This window comes from Pseudomonas sp. NPDC086581 (assembly GCF_044746165.1).
Lineage (GTDB): Bacteria > Pseudomonadota > Gammaproteobacteria > Pseudomonadales > Pseudomonadaceae > Pseudomonas.
Window position 1 is genome coordinate 450,598 of sequence record NZ_JBIVBR010000001.1, and the last position, 19,479, is coordinate 470,076.

Consider the following 19,479-nt stretch of genomic DNA (forward strand, 5'->3'; position numbering starts at 1 on the left):
CCCCGCCGGGCCGTTTGCGGGTGGCCTCCTGCGTCGGCTCAAACCGCAAAACGGCCCTGGCGGGCTCACCACAAGAATTTGCCCTTCTCATAGGGGATGACCGTCACCGTGGGCCCGCTCGGCTCATTGCTGGCCGTTGGCTGAGCGCTCGGGTAGATCGGGGGCGGAGGTGACGGCTGCGCCATGCGCGCATCAGGGCCGGTGCCACGGTCGGGCAAGGTGGGATCGAAGTAGCCGTTGCGCGCCACGCTGAGGCAGAACTCGAAGGAGGTCGCGAACTTGGTCGCTTGCTGCGTGTAGCACTGGCACGACTGGCCGTCCTTCACCGTCTCCGGTGGTCGCCGCTCCACCAGCCTCGGGTCGCTGGTGGACAGGCAATAGATGCGCGGCTTGCTGACCGGGGTGTTGAGCTGGTCATACACCGGGGCCGAGGCTGGCAGATCCGCGATGCGGGGTTTTCGCTGCTCGATGTACTGCTCAGGGGTGACGGCCTTCGGAGCGTCGCCGCCGCTGGGGCTGATCAGCGAGCCCACCATCGACTTGGCCTGATCGACCATGCCGGGCTGGTCCTTCGGTGCGGTGGTGGTCGCCGCCGCTTCTGCCGGCTTGCTGCCTTGCTGGTAACGCTCGAAGGCGCGATACACCATGAAGCCGGCGCCGACGATCACCGCCAGGGCGAGCACCATCTTCTTCGGCGGTTTGAACTTGAAGTGGTGCTGCGCCTGGGTGCTGGTGTAGACACCGAAGTACTTCTTATCGAGCTTGATGACCGTCTTGTCGGCGTCCTTGAAGCTGGTCTTCTTCTCGACTGCCTCGATGACCGCCTCGGACTCGAAGCGCAGCAGTTGCTGGCTCTTGAAGACCCGCCAGTAGTGGATGTGCCCATTGCACAGGCGGCGCAGGTGCACGTCGATGTAACGCGGGTCCTGGGTGACCAGATGCACTTCGTGACCTTGGTGGCGCATGGTTTCGAAGCGGGTGATGTGCTCCGGCGGCCGGTTGCGCGGATCGCGGGCGCCGAACCAGCCCTGCGCCTCATCCACCACGATGATCGCGTCCTGGGGCAGCTCGTACCATTTGAACGGGTCTTCGAACTCGAACCAGGCCGCTTCGAGTTTCTCGGGCTTGAGGCCGGCGACGTTGTGGAAGTAGACGATGCGGCCTTCGGCTTTGGCCTTGGCATCCACTTCGCGGATGGTGTTGAGGGTTTTGCCGTGGCCGGGCTTACCGGTGCGGATATAGAGCATGACCGATCCCCCTTATGCGTCGATGTAGTCGCGGCCCGGCGGGTTCCACACCTGCCGACGGAGACGGTCCTGCGCTTTGAGCCAGCCAGCCATGAGCGCGCGGGTGGTGACGGCAGCGAGGTACATGTTGATTGCTACATCGATCTTCGCGAGGCCGAGGATCTGCTGGATCGGCACGGCGACATTGCCCATCTGCGACATCAGGTAACTACGGGCCATGTCGATCAGCAGGTTGAAGCCGACGTAACTGACGACCGCGAAGCCGATGGCGCGCAGGACCATCTTCACGATGGGCACGGCGATGATCAGGAGCATCTGGACGATAAAGGCGTATTGCATCATTCACCTCCGAGAGAGCGCCCGACGTAGAGGACGCAGAAAGCCCCGACCGCGATAACGATCAGGTAGCCAAGGTCAGTGGCAGCCGCGCACAGCGGCTCATAGGTCACGGCGAACGTGCGGCCGCCGTTGGTTCTGAGGGAGAAGGTCTTGTCAGCCGGGCAGGAGGCGGGAAGGAAGCGCGTGCCCTGGTTGATGAAGGACGGGATTTGAATCTCGGTGCTGTCGTCCATTTCGAACTTGGCACCGGTGACGGCGGCCTTGATGTCGGCCTCGTGCTTCTCGTAGTCGCTCTGCTTTTCGTAGGCGCAGCGCAGGGCTTTTTCCTGGGTCAGCACCGCGCAGTCGATGGCGTCGCCGGAGCAGGACAGCGGCACGTCGCAGGGTTCACCGGAGGCGAGGCGTTCGGGCTTTTCCTCGTCCTCCTTGTCCTTCTCTTCCTCGGGCTTTTCCTGCGGCTCACCTTGATCACTGGTGGTTTGCTCGCCGGTCTTCTGGCCGTCCTGATAGGTCGTGGTGGTGGTGACCGTGTCGTAGTCGAAGTACGTATCGCCGTAGCGGATGTTATAGGTGGTGTTGGTTGTGGTGGAGGTGTTGCCGAGGGTGCCGTCCGGTCGGTTGTAAGTGCCGGTGGTGGTTTGCTTCGGCCCCTGGACGGAGGCCGGGCCGGTGATGATGGCTTTGGATTGCTTCTGCAGGTCGTCGTAGCAGGCCTGCGGGGCCAGCGAGCCTTCGCAGGTGGCTTTCAGCAGGTCGCGCAGGAAGGGCGCGGTCTGCGCGCTCACCCACGGGTCCAGCTGGTTCAGGTCGGAGTCGGTGACGTCGGTCTTCAGCGACTGGACTTCATCGATGGAGATGGTCCGAGTCCCGGAGACTGGCCAGTAACCGGTGGCACGGTTCCAGTCGAAGCCCAATTTGGTATTGGTGCAGTTGTTGAGGTGTCTGTAGCCGGACGGCACTCCATCTCCCGGCGTGGCTCCGGACGGCCATGCGCCGATGGCATAGGTGACGCCGTTGCTGGTCACCACCTTGATCTTGTTGAGGACTTCGGCAGCGGGATACGAACAAGCATCGACGGAGCCGGTGCCACTGCCTGACACCGGGATGCCATCCACCGACTCCTGTTTCTTTTGCAGCTTGGTGTTGTCGTCCGACATCACCCAGCCCACCGCCGCGATAGCTCCGGAAATGGCGGCGCTCATCGCCAGTTGCCCGGCATTGGTCTTGAGGCCGGCCTTGAGCTTTGAGCCGATCCCCGCTACCGGCACGGTGACCTTGGGTTTGACGGTGACCGGGGTCTTCGCAGCAGAGGTGCCCATCCAGCCTTTGCGCTCGGCTTCGAGCAGAAGATCAGCATTGGATTTCGACGGGACGTAGCCGGTGATCGAGCCGTTGGCGGCGCTGTAGCCGGGGCCGGCTTTGATGAAGGGATCTACCTTCACTCGCTCGGTGGCAATCGTCGGCGTGGCGACCAGGGCGGCAAGCAGCAGGATCAGGAAACGGCCCATGGTCAGACCCGCCCGAACAGGACCACGGCGAAGGCCACGGTGGTGACGATGAGGACGAACCATTGAACGGACATTGTTCGGACTCCAGAAGAAAGAACCCCGCCGGAGCGGGGTTCGGTGCTTCGGCTGTTAGGCCGGGTGGACTTACAGGGCGCGGCGCATGTACTTGAACGCCGCGGCGGCGACGAGCACGGCGAAGACGGCCCAACCGATGGTGTTGGTGTCGTCGCCGGCGGTGGTCAGGGCGCCGGTGGCTTCTGCCGGGACAGCGGCATAGGCGGTGGCCGCCAGGGTGGAGCCGACAGCGGCGATACCAACCACGGCTTGGCGAGCGCGACGGCCGTAGCCGGAAGCGCGGTTTTGCAGGTGGGTCTTGAGCTGTTTCATGGGTACTACCTCGCTACTTGAGCAGTCGTTTCAGGACCAGGAAGCCGAAAGCGATGCAGAACAGCGTGAGGACTTCGCCCCGCAGTTCCGCGACCTGATCCCAGGTGAGTGCAGAGCCGAACTCGCTCTGCATTTCCTCGCTGGTGACGACGTGCAGGGTGCCGGTGCAGATGGCGGAACCATCGGCGCCAACGGCCCAGCTGCCGTCACAGGCGAGGAAATTCATAGGAAGCGCGCCGCGCCATCGATCCAGCCCCAGACGTAGCCGGCAGCAAGACCCACGGCGAACAGGGAGAGGTATCGAGTCATGGCGCTACTCCCGAATTAGCTCTTGGCCGAGTCGCCGGGTTTCTCGGCGGCAGGCTGTTGAGTGGGGCGCTGGGCCTGCGGAGCAGCCGGGCGGGCCGGAGCCGGCGCGGCAGCGTCTTGGCCAGTGGCGAGCAGTTCGGTCAGCACCTGGGTGTTCTTGGTGTTGCCGAAGCGGTCTTTGGTCGGGCGGACCACGGTGGCGAACTTGCACAGCACTGGGGAGCCTTCGAAGACGATGCCGTCGAGCAGGGTCGGCTCGATGTCGTACTGGGTGATTTCGAAGCCACGGGCATTGCCGCGTACGCCGTCAGGGATCGGGGAAATCGCCTGGACGCTGGCGAAGATCTCGCCGGAAGTTTTGGAGGTGAAGGTGTCGGTCTGGGTGACCCACAGTTCAACGATTCCGCCAGTGGTTGCAAACATGTTCATCTGAAGCTCCTTTGCCTTTTTCGGGCATGAGTTGGCCCGCTGCTGCAAATTGGGCGCGTTGGTGGCCGTCTTTCAGCGGGTGTGGTGGTGCCGGGTTTTGCGGTGGTGCGTGCGGTGAGTGGGGAAAACACCAAGGGCGCTGCCCTTGTCATCCCGCTCTTGCCGCCGAGGGCTCAGGAGCGCGGGGCGGTGAAGCTGCCCCTCACTCCCGAGCGGAGGCTATTCAGGGCGGGGGACGGTCAAGGGTGCGCTTCGCCCGGCGCTCCGTTTGTCCGAACGGGAAAGCGCGTTCGGACAAGCCGGTGCGGCGGCCCTGGACCTGATTGGCGTGGGTGCGGTTGTTGCGGTCGGCCCACTTCGAAATTTCGTGGGCCACGCACATCAGCGGAAAGCCAACGCAGGTGAGAAGAGCAAACAGCAAGGTAAGGCTGAAGGCGGCGTCAGTGTGCATGGCTCAGGCCTCCAGCTCGAAGGGCTCGCGGATCGGCACGAAGGGAGTCGGTTTGCCGCTGTCGTACACAACGTGCCAATACTGCGGGGGACGGAGCGCGGGCATGTGTTTCGCGCAGGTAAAACCCGACTCCACTCGGTAGGTCGAGTGGATCGAGCGCCACACTCCCGCAACCTTGGTCATCGTGGTAACGACCGTGAAGACCCGCGTAGGGCGGCACTCGGTGCAGCGTGTGGACTGGCAGGCTGCGGGCTTCGCCAGTTCGCGACGGGACCAGCAGACAGAGCAGTCGCAGTCCGGGGCGTGAGGTTGACGAACGTACTTCGACAACATCGGCAGTCACCTCGCGATCAGAAGGCAGACGCGGATGAATCACAACGAGGGAGAACAGGCACCGCGTAGAAGGAAGAACGTCATCATCGCGGTTGGCTTCGACGGTCAAACGTGCGGAGGCAAGCTCCATCCGCCCTTCCTCATGAAATCGGCGCGCTGCATCTGCGAAGCCATCGGCCACTGCCTTGCGCATCAGGCGGAACGACAGACGCGCAGCGGCGAGCTTTTCCCTAACACGCTGCGCACTGAGCGGAGAAAGAAGGCTCATCACAGGCCCTCTTGTTCCAGCAGACGGCGACTCAGCAGCGCCACATTCACCATGACGCGGTTGCCGATCTTGATGCGCGGGATGTAGCCCACGCGAATCCAGCCCTCCACTACCCCTTCATCCATACCAATCCAAGAGGCGAATTTTCGCCACGGCATCAGTACGGGTGCGTTTTTGACCGCTTCGAGAGAAACCTTGCTTCCTTCCGTTTCCATGACCTTTCCTGCACTATCAGATGTCATTATTCGGGGACACCCGGCATTGCATTAAATGCAATGCCATAGGTGCACCATAACAAATCATGCACTTAATGTGTTGCATTATTTGCAAGATCATTAGAACTTTACGGAATGATCAGAGAAAGAATTATTGCCATCTGGGAATATATGGACTTGTCAGCCGCTAAGCTTGAGAAGCTGACAGCTATTGACCGCAACAATTGGTACCACCTGAGAAACGGCAGGCGACGAGCCAACGAAGACGACATAGAGGCAATAATCAAGATCGCCCCCCAGTTCGCTTTTTGGCTAACTACAGGACAGATTGCCCCGGAGATTGGACAGGTCAGCCCCGAGTTCGAAGAGGCAGACGCCCACTTGCAAGGTCCCCACGTGGGATAGAGCTGACAAGGAAGGCAGCCCTCAAGTGGTTCAAAGGAAAAAAGGGGTAACACCTATAAGGTGTTGTGCTACGTGCAAGAAACCCAAGCACTGAAACGAAGAAGTCCGCCGATTTGCGGGCTTTTTTATGGTCAGCTACCGACCCAGGCTGTGTGAAAACGCTTTCGAGAATGAACGCTGCTCAGAAAACGAGCAAATTTCGCGCTTCCTCGCGAATTCCTGCCGGGCCAACTGAGAAAATTTCCGCAGATTTCACGTAGCGACGTGCACCTCAAAATTAAGCGAACGTTTTCACACAGCCTGGACCCATAGCAGCCCTTGGAAAGTATTACTAAGTCCGTACATGCAGGAAACGACTGCGATGCTCTACAGGACTGATCCCAAACCAACGGCGATGGGCCCGCCCGAACGACGTCGCCCGCCGATAACCTAAAAGAACAGCGATTTCTTGAATGCTCAGATCAGAATTACGTAGCAGCTGCTCCGCTTGCCTGCGTCGGACTAGATCGGTTATTTCCTCGAACTCAAAACCTCTGACGGCTAATCGACGCTGAAGCGTACGTGTATTCAATCCAAGTAAATCGGCTATCCGCTCAATCCGGCACTCCTGGGTACGAAGCAATGCTCGAGTGAGTCTGAACACCTCAACGATCAAATCGTCTTCTGTTGCCAGAATCGACGTCGTATCGAGATAGCCATCGTACAAGTTGGAGAGTTTTTCGGCGCCTTCAGAACCAAGGCGCTGCAGATCCTTCAAGCTGGCAGAGAGCGCGCGAAGGCTCTCTGCATCGTCCTGTAGCGATGCAATCACCAGTTGGACGGGGCGTTTAACTTTCTTACTGAGTTTTGTAGTGATTTCTTCTAATGCGGCTGCATTAGCTTCATTTCGGAGCGCCATAGCCACCAGAATGGCACGTAGCTCTATCGAATCCTTCCCCACTCGGTCGCTCCTTTTGTGCAGGGCCAGCGCTCCAGCTTAGCCATTCAGCAAAACTCGAGCTGTTGGTGAAGGCAACATAAACCTTAAAGAGGGGGCTACGCGAGCGATCTAACCAATGCGGATGACTTGGTGGCAGCTTCTGGCCGATTTGGGTCATCCGCGAATGGCTGCAATTGGCCGTAAGCAGTCAATTGCGATACGCATAGTCGTCCCAGTGCTGGCGCTCGGCGACATCAATATCGCAGTCTGCCCCGATTGTTTCCCTCACTAAAAAATGGAGATGCCCTCTATCTGGGAGCATCTCCAGCCGCACCACTACCGTTTGAATGAATCTTGATAGTTTTACAGCTTGATAAGCGTATCTATTTTATCCATAACAGAGACAGAACAGCGGACTACTTCAATAATTTTTTGCACATGCCTGACATCGCTGTAACTTAGCGCCATGCCTTGCCTATCCTTTAGCCATTTGAACGGGGGTTTATAACCACCTATATAGAACGTATCTATACATTCAGGAACTTCTTCAAACCACTGCCGTGGATTGATCCACAACTTCCCGCCTTCATATCTTACCGATTCTACTACATTATCTCCTTCCCCAAGGAGGGGATAATGTGCACTGGCAACAGTATCAGCCTTCATCAAATGGAGCTCTCGCAACTTAGTCCCCTCCGAAGATAAGGCCCAGAAGTACTCTGGACTCTCCGGCCACGGTATACGAGGGTAATCAACTTTCAAAAAGTCAGAATACACTTTCCTATAGGTAGGAGAGTAAAGCACCGCATAAATGTAATCGAACACATTCAACTCATCTGGCGCCGCATGACTGTGATCTGTCGCAAGAGTTTTAATCTTTGCAAAAAGCTCTTTTGAGTAATTAACAGTCCGCCCTGAATCTATACCGCCGCCAGATGGATAGATGTAAAGAGGGAAATTTATCGCATTCGAGCCTGTTGTAGCGGAGAAATGTATTGCCTCCGTCGGCTTATCCGTTACAAAAGCGTGCGCAAAGCTAGCGTCGCGATGCGCTTTAGATGCCAAAAGACCTATATTATCTCCATTGATATAGTTTTCCATCACTTGGGGGACGGGCCATCCCACCAAGCCCCTCGAACGTCCAGAATAAAAAATGAATCGAGTATCAAAAATACGATAGCCAATCTTCTCAACAGGAATTACTGGATAGTTATCCTGAACGTCTTGCTTAGCCCACTCATAACGCCAATCTCTGACATCCGCTTTCAATTTATATTTTAGTCTAAAATCATTTTCGCTCAAATTGACAATATCATGAGCAACCGTTTCAACTCCCACCCTAGTATCATGAATATTTAGACTGTCCCGTTTCGTAACAACCCCATTGCCATGTAGCGGCATGAACTCGCTCAGCAAGAAACCATTGTTATAGGTATCTATTTCGGTGAGATCTTGCCTTGCCAGTGCGTACTGCGGCGCTTTATAGTCCAACTCTTTGAACATCTCACCATAGATGCTTTCGGCTGAAAGCACCTGGTACTTCATAGCTCGACTCCCCCTAAGCTCAGCATGATAAACCTTCGCTAGCTCACGGGCTCTGGGGGCGCGCAATTTAACCGCGATAATAATTGACACACCCTGTTTGATGTCAAAGACATTCTTATCAGTCACATCACTTACAGTGCTAAGTTTCTTTTTTGCACTTCCGTTCAGGTCAAGAATCCAAATCTTGTCAAATGTCTTGAGTAGGTGCCAGCGCATGCCTCTAAACGTGGGATTATCCAGATACCCATGATTTGTAATAAACCCAAGAATACCTTCGCTATTTTTCTCTATAAAATACGACGACATCCGCATGAACTTCACGTAAAGGTCGTTTAGCCACTTTGAGTTACGCTCTTTCAACTTGACCTTGCCGCCAGGCTCTTTCTTGTAATCTTCTAAGAGATTCCCCAACCATCCTGTAGTTTTTCCACCCTCCCCGAGATATGGCGGATTTCCTATCACACACATGATAGGCATATCTCTCTTGATCGTATTGGCGAATTTAACCTCGTTTGAAAGCCACTGCGCAAATGGAAGAGTCATATTGGCGGCCTCTCCCTCTTCCAAAGAGTTGGTTAGAAAGACAGAAAGTCGCGGAGCAGTTGACGTGGGTTGATAACCAAGCTCGGTAAGTATCATGTCTATTTTCATATGGCACATAGCATAGGACGCCATAAGAATTTCGAAACCATGGAGACGCGGTATTAATTCATTTTCAATATATGAAGACCATCCCCCAGGCGCAACGCTTTTGACTTTAGGAGCTATATTTTTTACTACTTCAGCCAGGAACGTGCCTGTACCTGTCGCAGGGTCCAATATCTGAACCTTATGCACGCTTTTCTTCGTCGATATTGGTTTACCTTTTTTATCAAACTGCCCAGTATCCCAATCTATGTCAATTTTCGAGTTATCAGCCAACCCCTCTGACAGCTTGTATTCATTTTGCAAGACTTCATCGACAGCGCGAACTATGAAATGCACTACTTGCTCGGGCGTATACCATACGCCTTTGGCTTTTCGCTTTTTGGGGTTATAGGCTGCGAGAAACGTCTCATAAAAATGCAAAAACGGATCTTTCCTTCCTGTAAACCCTCCAAATCCACGCATTACTTTAGCCGTATCTACTGCCTCAAACACGGTGGCTAAATCATCAATAATCCACGCTATCCGAGCGTCAAGATCGGCTCCCGCGATATAAGTAAAGAGATTTCTAAGAAACGGATTAGACTTGGGCAATAGACTAAGCGCTTCTTGTCTATCGAAGCTACTCTGAGTCGTATCGTGCAGCCTCGCCGCGAACATACCGTAGGCCATAGTCTCCGCATATATATCGGCAAACTCTTCTTTCTCGATATCGTGTATCAGATGCTCTTTAAATGTTCGATACTGGACTGTTAGCTCCGACTCGGCCTGCTCATCTGCCACTAAGGTCCTATAAAGAACCTCCTTTATCAAAGATGCCTTTCCGGCCATTCTTTCAGCAAGATCAACTGGCGACGTGATAGACTGCGGACGCTGGCTTATGAATTCTACAAGGTAACTCGTAAATTTATCATAACAATCTGGATTGGGTTGAATACCAAGAATAAAATCAGCAATTGTTATCGACTCTACTAGCTGCCCATCTCGATAGAAATCCCAGTCCAAACAGTTAGTATAAATCAGATTGGGAAGCGCCTTGCGATACCTATCTTGCTGGTTTTTATTATTAGGATCCTTCATATTTCGAATCCCGACGCCGACATCTTTTGCCTCAATATGCCCTACGACCAACTCACCTCGCTGCACAATAAAGTCCGGCGCGCCGCATTCAATCCGTTTGGGTTCGTTGAGGGCTCTTACCTGAGGGTCAAGTGCAGAAAATAACGACTCAATAGCGGATCTATAAGAATGCTCCGTCGCACTGCCAGAATTACGAATGGCAATTACTTTACTGACAAATTCTGCAACGATACTCACTGTCATTCTCCCTAATGAAAAATCCTCGATCAGTGAATATATCACCAGTCGCCGATTTTTATCGACTTCAAATAATTTGTAGTTAATATATAAAGGATTGCTTCCTGAAACCGTCCTACGTGTTGTTCCTGGGTTGGTAGGGGATGGGGGGAAGCCAAGCTAAATAATGCACCTACCATTGTCCCCTGTCCGCATATGTTCCTTGGGGATAGCCTACAGCCTAATATCCAGCTCTCCTAACCGTTCCCATGAGCGTATGCCTGGCAGAGGCTGAGCGGTAGCTTTTGGTCGGTTGCGGCCCCTGCAACGTGTCGAAAAAGTGTCGATATCGCTACCCATTGCTATCCGAAGCTATCCAGCTCTGATGCAGTAGATAGCCCCAGGCCCCTGATCTATCAGGGGCTATCCAGCGCTATCCACCCCGAAACCATGGCTAGCTTTTCTACGCGCAAAGCGACGCGTACCCCAGCCCCTCTATCGGCCTACTGCTAATCTGACAGCATGACGCCCGATCTCGAACCCTCCCTCGACCTGACGGACCAGCTCCTGCAGCTGCTGCAGGAAGCGGCTGAAGGAATCTCCGAATTCCAGCTGATCCAGCAATTGAAGGCACGGCATTCCACGCATGTGCCCAACCTGCCGCTGACCGACAAGCTGGTGCTGTTCCGCACCCACTTCCTGGTGTTCAACGCGCTGTATCGCCTGCGCGACCGGCTATGGGAAGAGAACGCCGCTCATCTGGAGATCGGCCCGTTGCAGATCCGTCTCTCTCCTTATGTAAGCGGCGCGCAGGCGCTCGGCGAACAGGATGCCCTGCGCGCCTATTACCTAAACGAGAAGCACCTGAAGGAAACCACCGAGCGCGACGTGGAGAAGCTGCTGAAAAGCTTCTGGACGCGCATGCAGGGCAACGAGGAAAAGGCTGCGGCGCTGGCCCTGTTCGAGCTGGAAGACGGCCCGGTGGACTACGCGCTGATCAAGCTGCGCTACCGCCAGTTGGTCAGCCAGCACCACCCCGATCGGGGCGGCAGCACCACTCGATTGCAGTCGATCAACAAGGCCATGGAAATTCTGGAGCGCTATTACAGCCGCCCCTGAAACTTCCATTTGCTCTAACCCCGCGGACGACGTGGCCTGCAGCCATTCCTATACTGCGACTTAAGGTCGCATAGGTCGGCCGGGCACCGGATGACGCTGGCTACGCGCATTCGGCGCCTCGCTGGGGGGCGACCTTCTATAAGAAGAGGAGAATGCTGACATGATCCATCATGTGTGGGGGCTCTTCACCCATCCCGATCAGGAGTGGCAGGAAATCCGTGGCGAGGAAGAATCCATCAGCCACATGTACCTGACCCACGTCCTGATCCTCGCTGCCATCCCCGTCATTTCCGCCTACATCGGCACCACGCAGGTGGGCTGGGTATTGGGAAGCGCGGGACCGGTCAAGCTGACGGCCGCCAGTGCGATCCAGCTGACCATCATGACCTACATCGCAATGCTCGCCGGCGTCGCCATCATGGGCGCTTTCATTCACTGGATGGCCCGCACCTACGACGCGTCGCCATCGCTGACCCAATGCATAGTATTCGCCGCGTACACCGCTACTCCGCTGTTCATCGGCGGCCTGGCGGCGCTCTACCCGCACCTGTGGCTGGGCATGATCATCGGCACCGCCGCGATCTGCTACACCGTCTACCTGCTCTACGTCGGCATCCCGACCTTCATGAACATTCACAAGGATGAAGGGTTCCTGTTCTCCAGCTCGGTGCTGGCGGTAGGACTGGTGGTGCTGGTGGCGATGATGGCGCTGTCGGTCATCCTCTGGGGCAGCGGCGTCGGCCCGGAATACACCTGATTGCACGACATGAACGGAAAACCGGGCCTTAGCGGCCCGGTTTTGTTTTGCGTGCTTGCCCGAAACTCGCCCGCCTTGCCTGAACCTGCGCCCCCGGACGAGTGGCCGCGAGAAATCCTCCACCCGCGCTCCGACTGCGGCATAATCTGCCCCCGTCGGAGAACCACTGTATGCCTGAACAGCTCAACGCTCGCGTCGAAGCCTGCTACCAGCAGGCCGAAGCCTTCTTCCAGCGGCGCTTTCCCCGCCCGGAGGTGAGCTTCCGGCTACGCGGCCAGAAGGCCGGCGTCGCCCACCTGGACGAAAACCTGCTGCGCTTCAACCCGCAGCTGTACCGGGAAAACCACGAACACTTCCTGCAGCAGACCGTGGCCCATGAAGTGGCCCACCTGATCGCCCACCAGATGTTCGGCCCGCGCATTCGCCCGCATGGCGAGGAGTGGCAACTGATCATGCGTGGCATCTACGGCCTGCCGCCCGATCGCTGCCATACCTACGAGATCAAGCGCCGCCGCTCCACCCGCTACCTGTATCGCTGCCACTGCGGCGAAGGCAATGAATTCCCCTTCTCCGCCCAACGCCACAACCTGGTCGCCCAGGGCCGCCGCTACTACTGCCGGCGTTGCCGCGCGACGCTGATCTTCACCGGCGAAACCCGCCGCGAGTGATGCGACTCAGGCGATGACCTTCGCCGCCTTGAGTGCTGCGACCTGCTCGTCGGTGTAACCCAGCTCCGCCATCACCTCCGCAGTGTGCGCGCCCAGCGCAGCGCCTATGTGACGTGGCTCGGGCAAGCCGGCGGAGAAGCGAATCGGGCAGGCCACCTGCCGCTGCTCACCGCCCTTGCCATTGGGCACCTGGGTGACTACGCCACGCTCGCGCAGTTGCGGATGCTCCACCGCCTCGGCCAGTGACAGCATCGGCTCGACGCAGGCGTCCAGTGCGGCGAAGCGCTCCTGCCACTGGACGAAATCCTGCTTCTCGAACTCGATGGCGATCTCGCGCTTGAGCGCCTGCTGGTCTTCCGGCTTGGGCGACAGCCCGCGCGCGGCCAGTTCCGGGCGGCCGATGGCAGCACAGAACTGTTGCATGAACTGCGGCTCCAGACTGCCCACCGAGAACCAGCGGCCATCGCGGGTGCGATAATAGTCGTAGAAACTGCCACCGTTGAGTGCGAGGCCTTCCATCTCCGGCTCCACGCCCGCCGCGAGATAGCCCGCGCCAGCCATGCCGTGCAGGCTGAAGGCGCAGTCGGTCATGCTCACATCGACCTGCTGCCCCTCCCCCGTCTGCTGCCGATGGATCACCGCTGCCAGCAGGCCCATCACGCCATGCAGCGATCCGCCGCCGATGTCCGCCAGTTGCACGCCCAGCGGCAGCGGGCCGCTCTCGCGACGACCGGTGTAGCTGGCAATGCCAGCCAGTGCCAGGTAGTTGATGTCATGCCCCGCGCGGTCACGGAAGGGACCGGTCTGGCCGTAGCCGGTGATCGACACGTAGATCAGCTTCGGGTTGATCGCCTTGAGCGCCTCGTAGCCCACGCCCAGCTTGTCCATCACGCCGGGGCGGAACTGCTCCAGTACGATGTCGTATTCCTGCACCAGTTGCTTCACCACCTCCACTGCCTCGGCCTGCTTCAGGTCCAGCGCGATGCAGCGCTTGTTGCGATTGAGGTAGGCGTGACTGGCGGAGGTGCCATCCACGTGCGGCGGCAGCACGCGCACCAGGTCCATGCGCGTCGGGGATTCCACGCGCAGCACCTGGGCGCCCATGTCGGCCAGCAGCAGCGAGGCGAACGGCCCCGGCAGCAAGGTGGAAAAATCGAGGATCTTCAGTGAGGCGAGCGGGCCGTTCATGGGCACTCCTGTTTCGCTCAATCGATGCGTGGGCGCCGCGCCTCAGAGCTTCATGCCGCGGCTGATGATCTCTTTCATGATCTCCGACGTACCAGCGAAGATGCGCTGGATGCGCGCGTTCGCGTACATCTTGCAGATCGGATACTCCCACATGTAACCCCAGCCGCCGTGCAGTTGCACGCCTTCGTCGACCACCTTGCACAGCAGCTCGGTGGTGAACAGCTTGGCCTCGGCAGCCACTTCGGGGGTGAGTTTCTTCTGGTTGTGGTCCATCACGCAGCGGTCGGTGAAAACCTGCGCCACGTCGATCTGCGTGCGCATCTCGGCGAGCTTGAAGCGGGTGTTCTGGAAGTGCGCCACCGGGCGGTCGAAGGCCTTGCGCTCCTTCACGTAGTCGACGGTCGCGTTCAGTGCCGCCTCCGCGCCGGCCACCGCGCCGCAGGCGTTGGTCAGTCGCTCCTGAGCCAGCATGTTCATCAGGTAGAAGAAGCCGCCCTTGGCGTCGCCCAGCAGGTTTTCCTTCGGCACTTTCACGTTGTTGAAGAACAACTCGGCGGTATCCTGGCTCTTCATGCCCAGCTTCTTCAGGTTGCGCCCGCGCTCGAAGCCTTCCATGCCTCGTTCAACCACGAACAAGCCCATGGCGTGCTTGTTCACCGGGTCGGTCTTGGCCGCGACTATCACCAAGTCCGCCAACAGGCCGTTGGAGATGAACACCTTGGAACCGTTGAGGACAAAGTGGTCGCCCTTGTCCACCGCCGTGGTGCGCATGCCGGCCAGGTCGGAGCCGGCCGACGGCTCGGTCATCGCTACCGCCAGGATGCTTTCCCCACGGATGATGCCCGGCAGCCAGCGGGCTTTCTGCTCGGCGTTGCCGTATTCGGCGATGTAGGGGCCGCACAGCGCCGAGTGCAGCGGGATCATGAAACCCGGCTCGTTGATGGCGGCCAATTCCTCACACATGATCTGTTCGTAGCGGAAATCCTTCAGCGCGGTACCGCCGTACTCCTCTTCCGCCCAGGGCAGCAGGAAGCCCATTTCCCCCGCCTTGCGCCAGACGCTGCGGTCGACCACGCCGGCTTCTTCCCATTCCTCCTGGTGAGGCACCACTTCCCTGTCGAGGAAGGTACGGAACGCATCGCGGAACAGGTTGTGCTCGGTCTCGAAGTGATTGCGCAGCATGGTCGACTCCCAGTGGGTTGAGTGCCCGCAGGGTAGGTGCTGGCTGCGCGCGGCCTCAATGACGCGAGCGCTCAGGGTCGATTGACGCAATCGCCCAGCAAATGCGAGTGTGAAACTTCCCAAAGCTGCACCGGAGAGCGCCCGCATGCAGATTCGCCCTTTCCAGGCGGATGACATCCCACCGTACGAAAGCTGGTTCGACGATCCACTACTCGACGCGCAATTGGGCCCGATGGACCGCTACTGGCTGGAACAGGTGCTGAACGATGCGGACAAGGCCCAGTACAGCATTCTGCGCGGTGGCCAGCTGGTGGCGGTGGTTGGAGTTTGCCTGCCCACTCCGGCGCGTCCGTATTACTTCGTGACCGATCTCGCCGTGCGCCCGCAGTTACGCGGCTCGGGGATTGGGCGCGCAGTCATGGCGCTGGTGATGGGCCGACCGGAACTGCAGAGCAACCCCTTGTGGCGGGCTAGCGTGAGACCGGACAACCTGGCGGCACTGGCTTTCCTTATCAAGCTGGGCTGGACACGGCTGGAAATGGGCAACCCGTTCGACGAACTGCTCGAGTTCGAATTTCGCCGACGGCCGGCGGGGCCCTTACTCCGCTGATCCAGCAGGGGCATAGGAGCGCACTTTGTCAGCGATAGCTCACCGCCTACGCCGGGCACACCGATCGCGGATGAATCCGCTCCTACGCGAGCGTGAGCTTCCGTGTTCGTAGGAAGGTAATTTTCCGACTCCATAAAAAAACCCCGCCGAAGCGGGGTTCACACAAAGGAGTCGAACGGTAGCGATGTAGTTCTTAGAACACGTACTGCAGACGGGTCACGACACCGTTGCCGTCGTCGTCGCCGTTGGCGTTGCGGATGCCGTCGGTGCTGACGTGAACGTAGTCCAGGGAGACCTTCACGGCTTCGTTGGCGTACCAGTTCACACCGATGGTGTTGGTGCTGGCCTTGGTATCGCCCACGTCGCGGGTGGCGGTAGCCACGACCACGTTCGGGTCATCGACCTTGATGTGGTCGTAACGATAGAAGACTTCCCAGGCACCGATTTCCTTGTTGGACGGCTTGATGGTGTCGAACTTGGCGCCATCGAGCTTGTACACGCGGGATTCACCGGTGATGGTGTAGGCCAGTTGGCCGTAGTAACCGTCAGCCTTGATGTCTTCGTAAGCGTCGGCATCAGCCTTCAGCTTGCGCTTCAGGTATTCGGCCTGAGCGGAGAACGGGCCGATGGCGTAGGCGAATTCAGCACCCCAGGTGGAGTCATCCTTGTAGGAACCGGCCGGGCTCAGGGTGGCGCCGCCGAAGGTAGCACGGTTGCCGTTGTCGCCAGCGTCGTTACCGCCGTTGGTGGCGATACCACGCATGCCCAGACGCGGACGGATGCGGGAGTCGAAGGCGGTGTCATCCAGGTCACGGTAGGCGTAGTCCACGCCAACGTGCAGGACGTTGCCGTCGGTGTTCAGCGGAGCGAACACGCCGCGGAAGTTGAACTGCTTGACGCTGTCACCGTCGGTGTCGTCGGCGTCCTTGGCGAACACGCCGGCGTCCAGGTAAGCCATGTTGGCGACCACGCCGCCAACCTGGGCACCCATGCCGTCCTGGTGAGTGTTGATCCAGTCAGCCAGTTCGTAGGCGGAGGTACGCTCGGTAGCGGTGACCCACTTGGAGCTGGTGGCTTTTTCCAGGCCGAAGTCCGGGTCGAAGCGGCCGAACTTCAGGGTCACCGGAGCGAAGCCGATGTAGCTGAAGGAAGCTTCGTCGAAGTAACCGTTGTCAGCGTTACCGGAGTTGTGGGACATGTCGTAGTTGATCTGGTATTTCCAGTCTCTGTAGACAGTGCCGCCCAGTTCCAGGTAGGCGCGGCGGAAGTAGGCGCCGTCACCGTTGTTGCCGTTCTTGGTGTAGAAACCATCGAAGCGGCTGTAATCCGCTTGCAGACGGCCACCAAGCTTGAAGCTGAATTCCTTGTCGGTGGTGCCGACTTCAAGACCGCCTTTGGTCTTGATCACGATATCGGCGCCATCGGTGGTGACTGTGCCTGCGAAAGCCTGGGCGGAAACGGCCAGTGCCAGGGCAGTGGCGGCGTAACCGGCGAAGTGCTTACGGATCATCGAAGATTCCCCTTAATGGTATTTGCGTTGAACACGCCGAGTGCCTGGCTGCTGCGCGCCCCCCAAGGACTCGCACAGGCCGTTCTGGCGGCCCCCGTTTGTGTTGCTGGGAATCTTGGCGAGGGGTTATTTCAGATCAGTTGCTCGTAGATAAAACTTTTATTACAAAGGAACTTTTGATTCCCTTATGGCATAACCGTCCTAGGCCATGTCCCACTAGGCTTGCAGGCAGTTTCTGACGTCCGCTTTGCCGGTATGCTGTCACCCTCCCCTGGAAGACCTTCCCCGCTCAGGCTTTCCCATGCACGAACTGCAGCCCCTGATCCAGCAGCACGGCCTCACCCTGCTGTTCTTCAACGTCCTACTCGAGCAGTTGGGCCTGCCGATCCCTGCCTACCCGGCGCTGATCGTCGCCGGCGCCCTGGCGCTGCAAGGTAGCGGTGTCCCGCTGGGCCAGGCACTGGTGGTGGCGGTATGCGCGTGCCTGATCGCCGACCTGATCTGGTTCTGCGCCGGCCGGCGCTATGGCGGCTTCATGCTGCGCAGCGTGTGCAAGGTCTCGTTGTCGCCGGACAGCTGCATTCGCCAGAGCCAGAGCCTTTACCTGCGCGTCGGCCCGCGCGCCCTGCTGATCTCGCGCTTCCTCCCAGGCGCCAGTGCGCTGACCACCACCATGGCCGGCATGACCCGCACGCCGATAGCGCGCTTCCTCGCCTACGACTGCGCCGGAGCGGCGCTCTGGGCCGGCTCCGCACTGCTGCTCGGGAGCATCTTCAGCAACGCGGTGGACCGCATCCTCGACGTGCTGACCGAGTACGCCAGCGTTGGCGTCGCCGCACTGCTGGGTGCCTTCGCGCTGTTCATCGCCTGGAAGCTCTGGCAGCGTTTCAGCCTGCTCAAGCGCACCTCGCGGATTCCGCGCATCAGCGTCGACGAGTTGCGCGCGCGCCTGGACACTGGCGAGCCGCCACTGATTCTCGACGTGCGTGCGCAGTTCGATGACGAGGCGATTCCCGGCTCCATCGCCTTCAGCCTGGACGGCGCGCTGGACGAACTGGGTGACAGCCTGGCGGACAAGGACGTAGTGATCTACTGCGCCTGCCCCCACGAGCTTTCCGCGGCGATACTGGCGGAGCGGCTACAGGCCTTCGGACACCCGCGCACCTGGGCGCTTTCGGGTGGGTTGGATGCGTGGCGGGCGCAAAGTCTGGGCTGAGGATTCGGCTGCAGGACCGTCATCGCACGGACGTATCCGGCAAGCGCTACGAGGTGTTCATCCCGCGCCGACTGCACAGGTCCGAATGATTCATCGCCGCGCGCTATCGCGGCGCAATTCGGCGAGGTGGTCGGCCAGGCGTTCCGAGTCAGGGCGCGGCGGTTCCGGCAGCAAGCGCAGGGTCGCCTGGGCCAGACGCATCTGCCGCAGGTAGCGCCGGCAGTTCCGGCACAGCAGCAGGTGTCGGCGCAGCGCGAGCTTCTCGCGCCAGCCCAGCTGTTCGTCCAGCAGGTCGCTCGAGCGCGCCACCAATTCCTTGCAGGTCAGCATTCCCCGGTCTCCTCGAAGTGCTCCACGGTGGCGAATACCTTCAGCCGCGCACGGTGCAGCAGCACCCGGACATTGGAGAGCGAAACCTCCAGCAGATTACAGATCTCCTCCAACTCCAGCCCCTGACGCTCGCGCAGCAGCAACACGCTACGCTGCAGGTCGGAGAGGCTCAGCAGGGTCTTTTCCAGGCACTGGCGCAGTTCGTCCTCGGCCAGCAGGGCTTCGGGCGAGTCCTCGTGCCAGGCCAGCGGCGCCGGGCTCCAGTGGCCGTCAGCGGCGAAACGGGTTTCGTCGAGGCTGCCGTGAGGCGCAGGCAGGTCGTCCAAGGAGACGTCGCGGCGAACCCTGCGCAGGCGGGATTTGGCGGTATTGGCGGTGATGGTCAGCAGCCAGGTCTTGAGGCTGGAGCGCCCCTGGAAGCCGTCCAGGTTACGCACAGCGGCGAGCCAGGCGTCCTGCACCACTTCATCGGCATGGGCGGCGCCGACGATGGCAATGGCCACGGCGCGCATCGCGCCCTGGTAGGTGGCTACCAGGGTACGGAAGGCCTGCTGGTCACCGGCCAGCAGGCGTGACAACAGCTCACTGTCGTCGGCGGGCACG

Annotated in this window: 21 protein-coding genes; 5 read left to right on the forward strand and 16 right to left on the reverse strand. The window is 58.9% G+C overall.

The features are described from left to right. Window positions 1-65: 65 nt before the first annotated feature. The 11 genes from ACIPK7_RS02210 to ACIPK7_RS02260 all read right to left on the reverse strand — a co-directional run bounded on the left by ACIPK7_RS02210 (window position 66) and on the right by ACIPK7_RS02260 (window position 10,317). Window positions 66-1,247, reverse strand: coding sequence for a zonular occludens toxin domain-containing protein (locus ACIPK7_RS02210; RefSeq protein WP_401084895.1), 1,182 nt, complete (start codon window positions 1,245-1,247; stop codon window positions 66-68). A 12-nt stretch (window positions 1,248-1,259) separates the two neighbouring features. Beyond that, window positions 1,260-1,586, reverse strand: a complete 327-nt coding sequence (locus ACIPK7_RS02215) for a DUF2523 domain-containing protein (RefSeq protein WP_259753269.1) — start codon at window positions 1,584-1,586, stop codon at window positions 1,260-1,262. Continuing rightward, entirely contained in the window at window positions 1,586-3,094 is a 1,509-nt protein-coding gene (locus ACIPK7_RS02220; RefSeq protein WP_401084897.1) for a virulence factor TspB C-terminal domain-related protein, read from the reverse strand. The genes ACIPK7_RS02215 and ACIPK7_RS02220 overlap by 1 nt, the downstream gene beginning before the upstream one ends. A gap of 144 nt (window positions 3,095-3,238) precedes the next feature. Beyond that, window positions 3,239-3,481 carry a major capsid protein gene (locus tag ACIPK7_RS02225; protein WP_401084899.1) on the reverse strand — a complete coding sequence of 81 codons (243 nt, stop codon included), beginning with the start codon at window positions 3,479-3,481 and terminating at the stop codon, window positions 3,239-3,241. Between the two features lie 13 nt (window positions 3,482-3,494). Then, window positions 3,495-3,707 (reverse strand): hypothetical protein, encoded by a 213-nt coding sequence (locus ACIPK7_RS02230; RefSeq protein WP_401084902.1) that lies wholly within the window; start codon window positions 3,705-3,707, stop codon window positions 3,495-3,497. 98 nt (window positions 3,708-3,805) lie between these two features. Further along, window positions 3,806-4,219: a DNA-binding protein gene (locus ACIPK7_RS02235; RefSeq protein WP_401084905.1), complete on the reverse strand. Its 414-nt coding sequence runs from the start codon at window positions 4,217-4,219 to the stop codon at window positions 3,806-3,808. A gap of 223 nt (window positions 4,220-4,442) precedes the next feature. Beyond that, window positions 4,443-4,670 (reverse strand): hypothetical protein, encoded by a 228-nt coding sequence (locus ACIPK7_RS02240; protein WP_401084907.1) that lies wholly within the window; start codon window positions 4,668-4,670, stop codon window positions 4,443-4,445. Between the two features lie 3 nt (window positions 4,671-4,673). Then, window positions 4,674-5,003 (reverse strand): DUF5447 family protein, encoded by a 330-nt coding sequence (locus ACIPK7_RS02245; RefSeq protein WP_401084910.1) that lies wholly within the window; start codon window positions 5,001-5,003, stop codon window positions 4,674-4,676. A 267-nt stretch (window positions 5,004-5,270) separates the two neighbouring features. Beyond that, window positions 5,271-5,486 (reverse strand): DNA-binding protein, encoded by a 216-nt coding sequence (locus ACIPK7_RS02250; RefSeq protein WP_192209794.1) that lies wholly within the window; start codon window positions 5,484-5,486, stop codon window positions 5,271-5,273. Window positions 5,487-6,222: 736 nt separating this feature from the next. Next, window positions 6,223-6,831, reverse strand: a complete 609-nt coding sequence (locus tag ACIPK7_RS02255; RefSeq protein ID WP_401084913.1) for a helix-turn-helix transcriptional regulator — start codon at window positions 6,829-6,831, stop codon at window positions 6,223-6,225. A gap of 342 nt (window positions 6,832-7,173) precedes the next feature. Continuing rightward, the gene (locus tag ACIPK7_RS02260) at window positions 7,174-10,317 is read right to left on the reverse strand and encodes a type ISP restriction/modification enzyme (RefSeq protein ID WP_401084916.1); all 3,144 of its coding nucleotides are present in this window, start codon (window positions 10,315-10,317) and stop codon (window positions 7,174-7,176) included. Between the two features lie 501 nt (window positions 10,318-10,818). On the opposite strand from ACIPK7_RS02260, the gene ACIPK7_RS02265 reads away from it, so the two are divergent. From ACIPK7_RS02265 to ACIPK7_RS02275, 3 genes are all read left to right on the forward strand, one after another. After that, window positions 10,819-11,415 carry a DNA-J related domain-containing protein gene (locus tag ACIPK7_RS02265; protein ID WP_192430626.1) on the forward strand — a complete coding sequence of 199 codons (597 nt, stop codon included), beginning with the start codon at window positions 10,819-10,821 and terminating at the stop codon, window positions 11,413-11,415. Between the two features lie 160 nt (window positions 11,416-11,575). Further along, on the forward strand, window positions 11,576-12,172 hold the full coding sequence (locus tag ACIPK7_RS02270; RefSeq protein WP_088419777.1) for a Yip1 family protein: 597 nt from the start codon (window positions 11,576-11,578) through the stop codon (window positions 12,170-12,172). A 170-nt stretch (window positions 12,173-12,342) separates the two neighbouring features. Next, complete coding sequence (locus tag ACIPK7_RS02275; protein WP_138525106.1) at window positions 12,343-12,840, forward strand: SprT family zinc-dependent metalloprotease; 498 nt, start codon at window positions 12,343-12,345, stop codon at window positions 12,838-12,840. 6 nt (window positions 12,841-12,846) lie between these two features. Here the strand turns inward: ACIPK7_RS02275 and ACIPK7_RS02280 are convergent, their stop codons facing one another. Both ACIPK7_RS02280 and ACIPK7_RS02285 read right to left on the reverse strand, forming a co-directional pair. Further along, window positions 12,847-14,028, reverse strand: coding sequence for a CaiB/BaiF CoA-transferase family protein (locus tag ACIPK7_RS02280; protein WP_192430627.1), 1,182 nt, complete (start codon window positions 14,026-14,028; stop codon window positions 12,847-12,849). Between the two features lie 42 nt (window positions 14,029-14,070). After that, the gene (locus ACIPK7_RS02285; protein ID WP_192430628.1) at window positions 14,071-15,210 is read right to left on the reverse strand and encodes an acyl-CoA dehydrogenase family protein; all 1,140 of its coding nucleotides are present in this window, start codon (window positions 15,208-15,210) and stop codon (window positions 14,071-14,073) included. 145 nt (window positions 15,211-15,355) lie between these two features. Between ACIPK7_RS02285 and ACIPK7_RS02290 the strand changes: the two genes are divergently transcribed. Further along, window positions 15,356-15,820 (forward strand): GNAT family N-acetyltransferase, encoded by a 465-nt coding sequence (locus ACIPK7_RS02290; protein ID WP_192430629.1) that lies wholly within the window; start codon window positions 15,356-15,358, stop codon window positions 15,818-15,820. Window positions 15,821-16,013: 193 nt separating this feature from the next. On the opposite strand, the gene ACIPK7_RS02295 is transcribed toward ACIPK7_RS02290, so the two are convergent. Further along, window positions 16,014-17,330, reverse strand: coding sequence for an OprO/OprP family phosphate-selective porin (locus ACIPK7_RS02295; protein ID WP_192430630.1), 1,317 nt, complete (start codon window positions 17,328-17,330; stop codon window positions 16,014-16,016). 301 nt (window positions 17,331-17,631) lie between these two features. On the opposite strand from ACIPK7_RS02295, the gene ACIPK7_RS02300 reads away from it, so the two are divergent. After that, the gene (locus ACIPK7_RS02300; protein WP_401084923.1) at window positions 17,632-18,546 is read left to right on the forward strand and encodes a DedA family protein/thiosulfate sulfurtransferase GlpE; all 915 of its coding nucleotides are present in this window, start codon (window positions 17,632-17,634) and stop codon (window positions 18,544-18,546) included. Between the two features lie 90 nt (window positions 18,547-18,636). Here ACIPK7_RS02300 and ACIPK7_RS02305 read toward each other — a convergent pair whose 3' ends face one another. Continuing rightward, a complete protein-coding gene (locus ACIPK7_RS02305) occupies window positions 18,637-18,876 on the reverse strand; it encodes a zf-HC2 domain-containing protein (RefSeq protein WP_138215361.1) in 240 nt (79 codons plus the stop codon). Continuing rightward, a complete protein-coding gene (locus tag ACIPK7_RS02310) occupies window positions 18,870-19,478 on the reverse strand; it encodes an RNA polymerase sigma factor (RefSeq protein WP_192430632.1) in 609 nt (202 codons plus the stop codon). The genes ACIPK7_RS02305 and ACIPK7_RS02310 overlap by 7 nt, the downstream gene beginning before the upstream one ends. Window position 19,479: the final 1 nt, after the last annotated feature.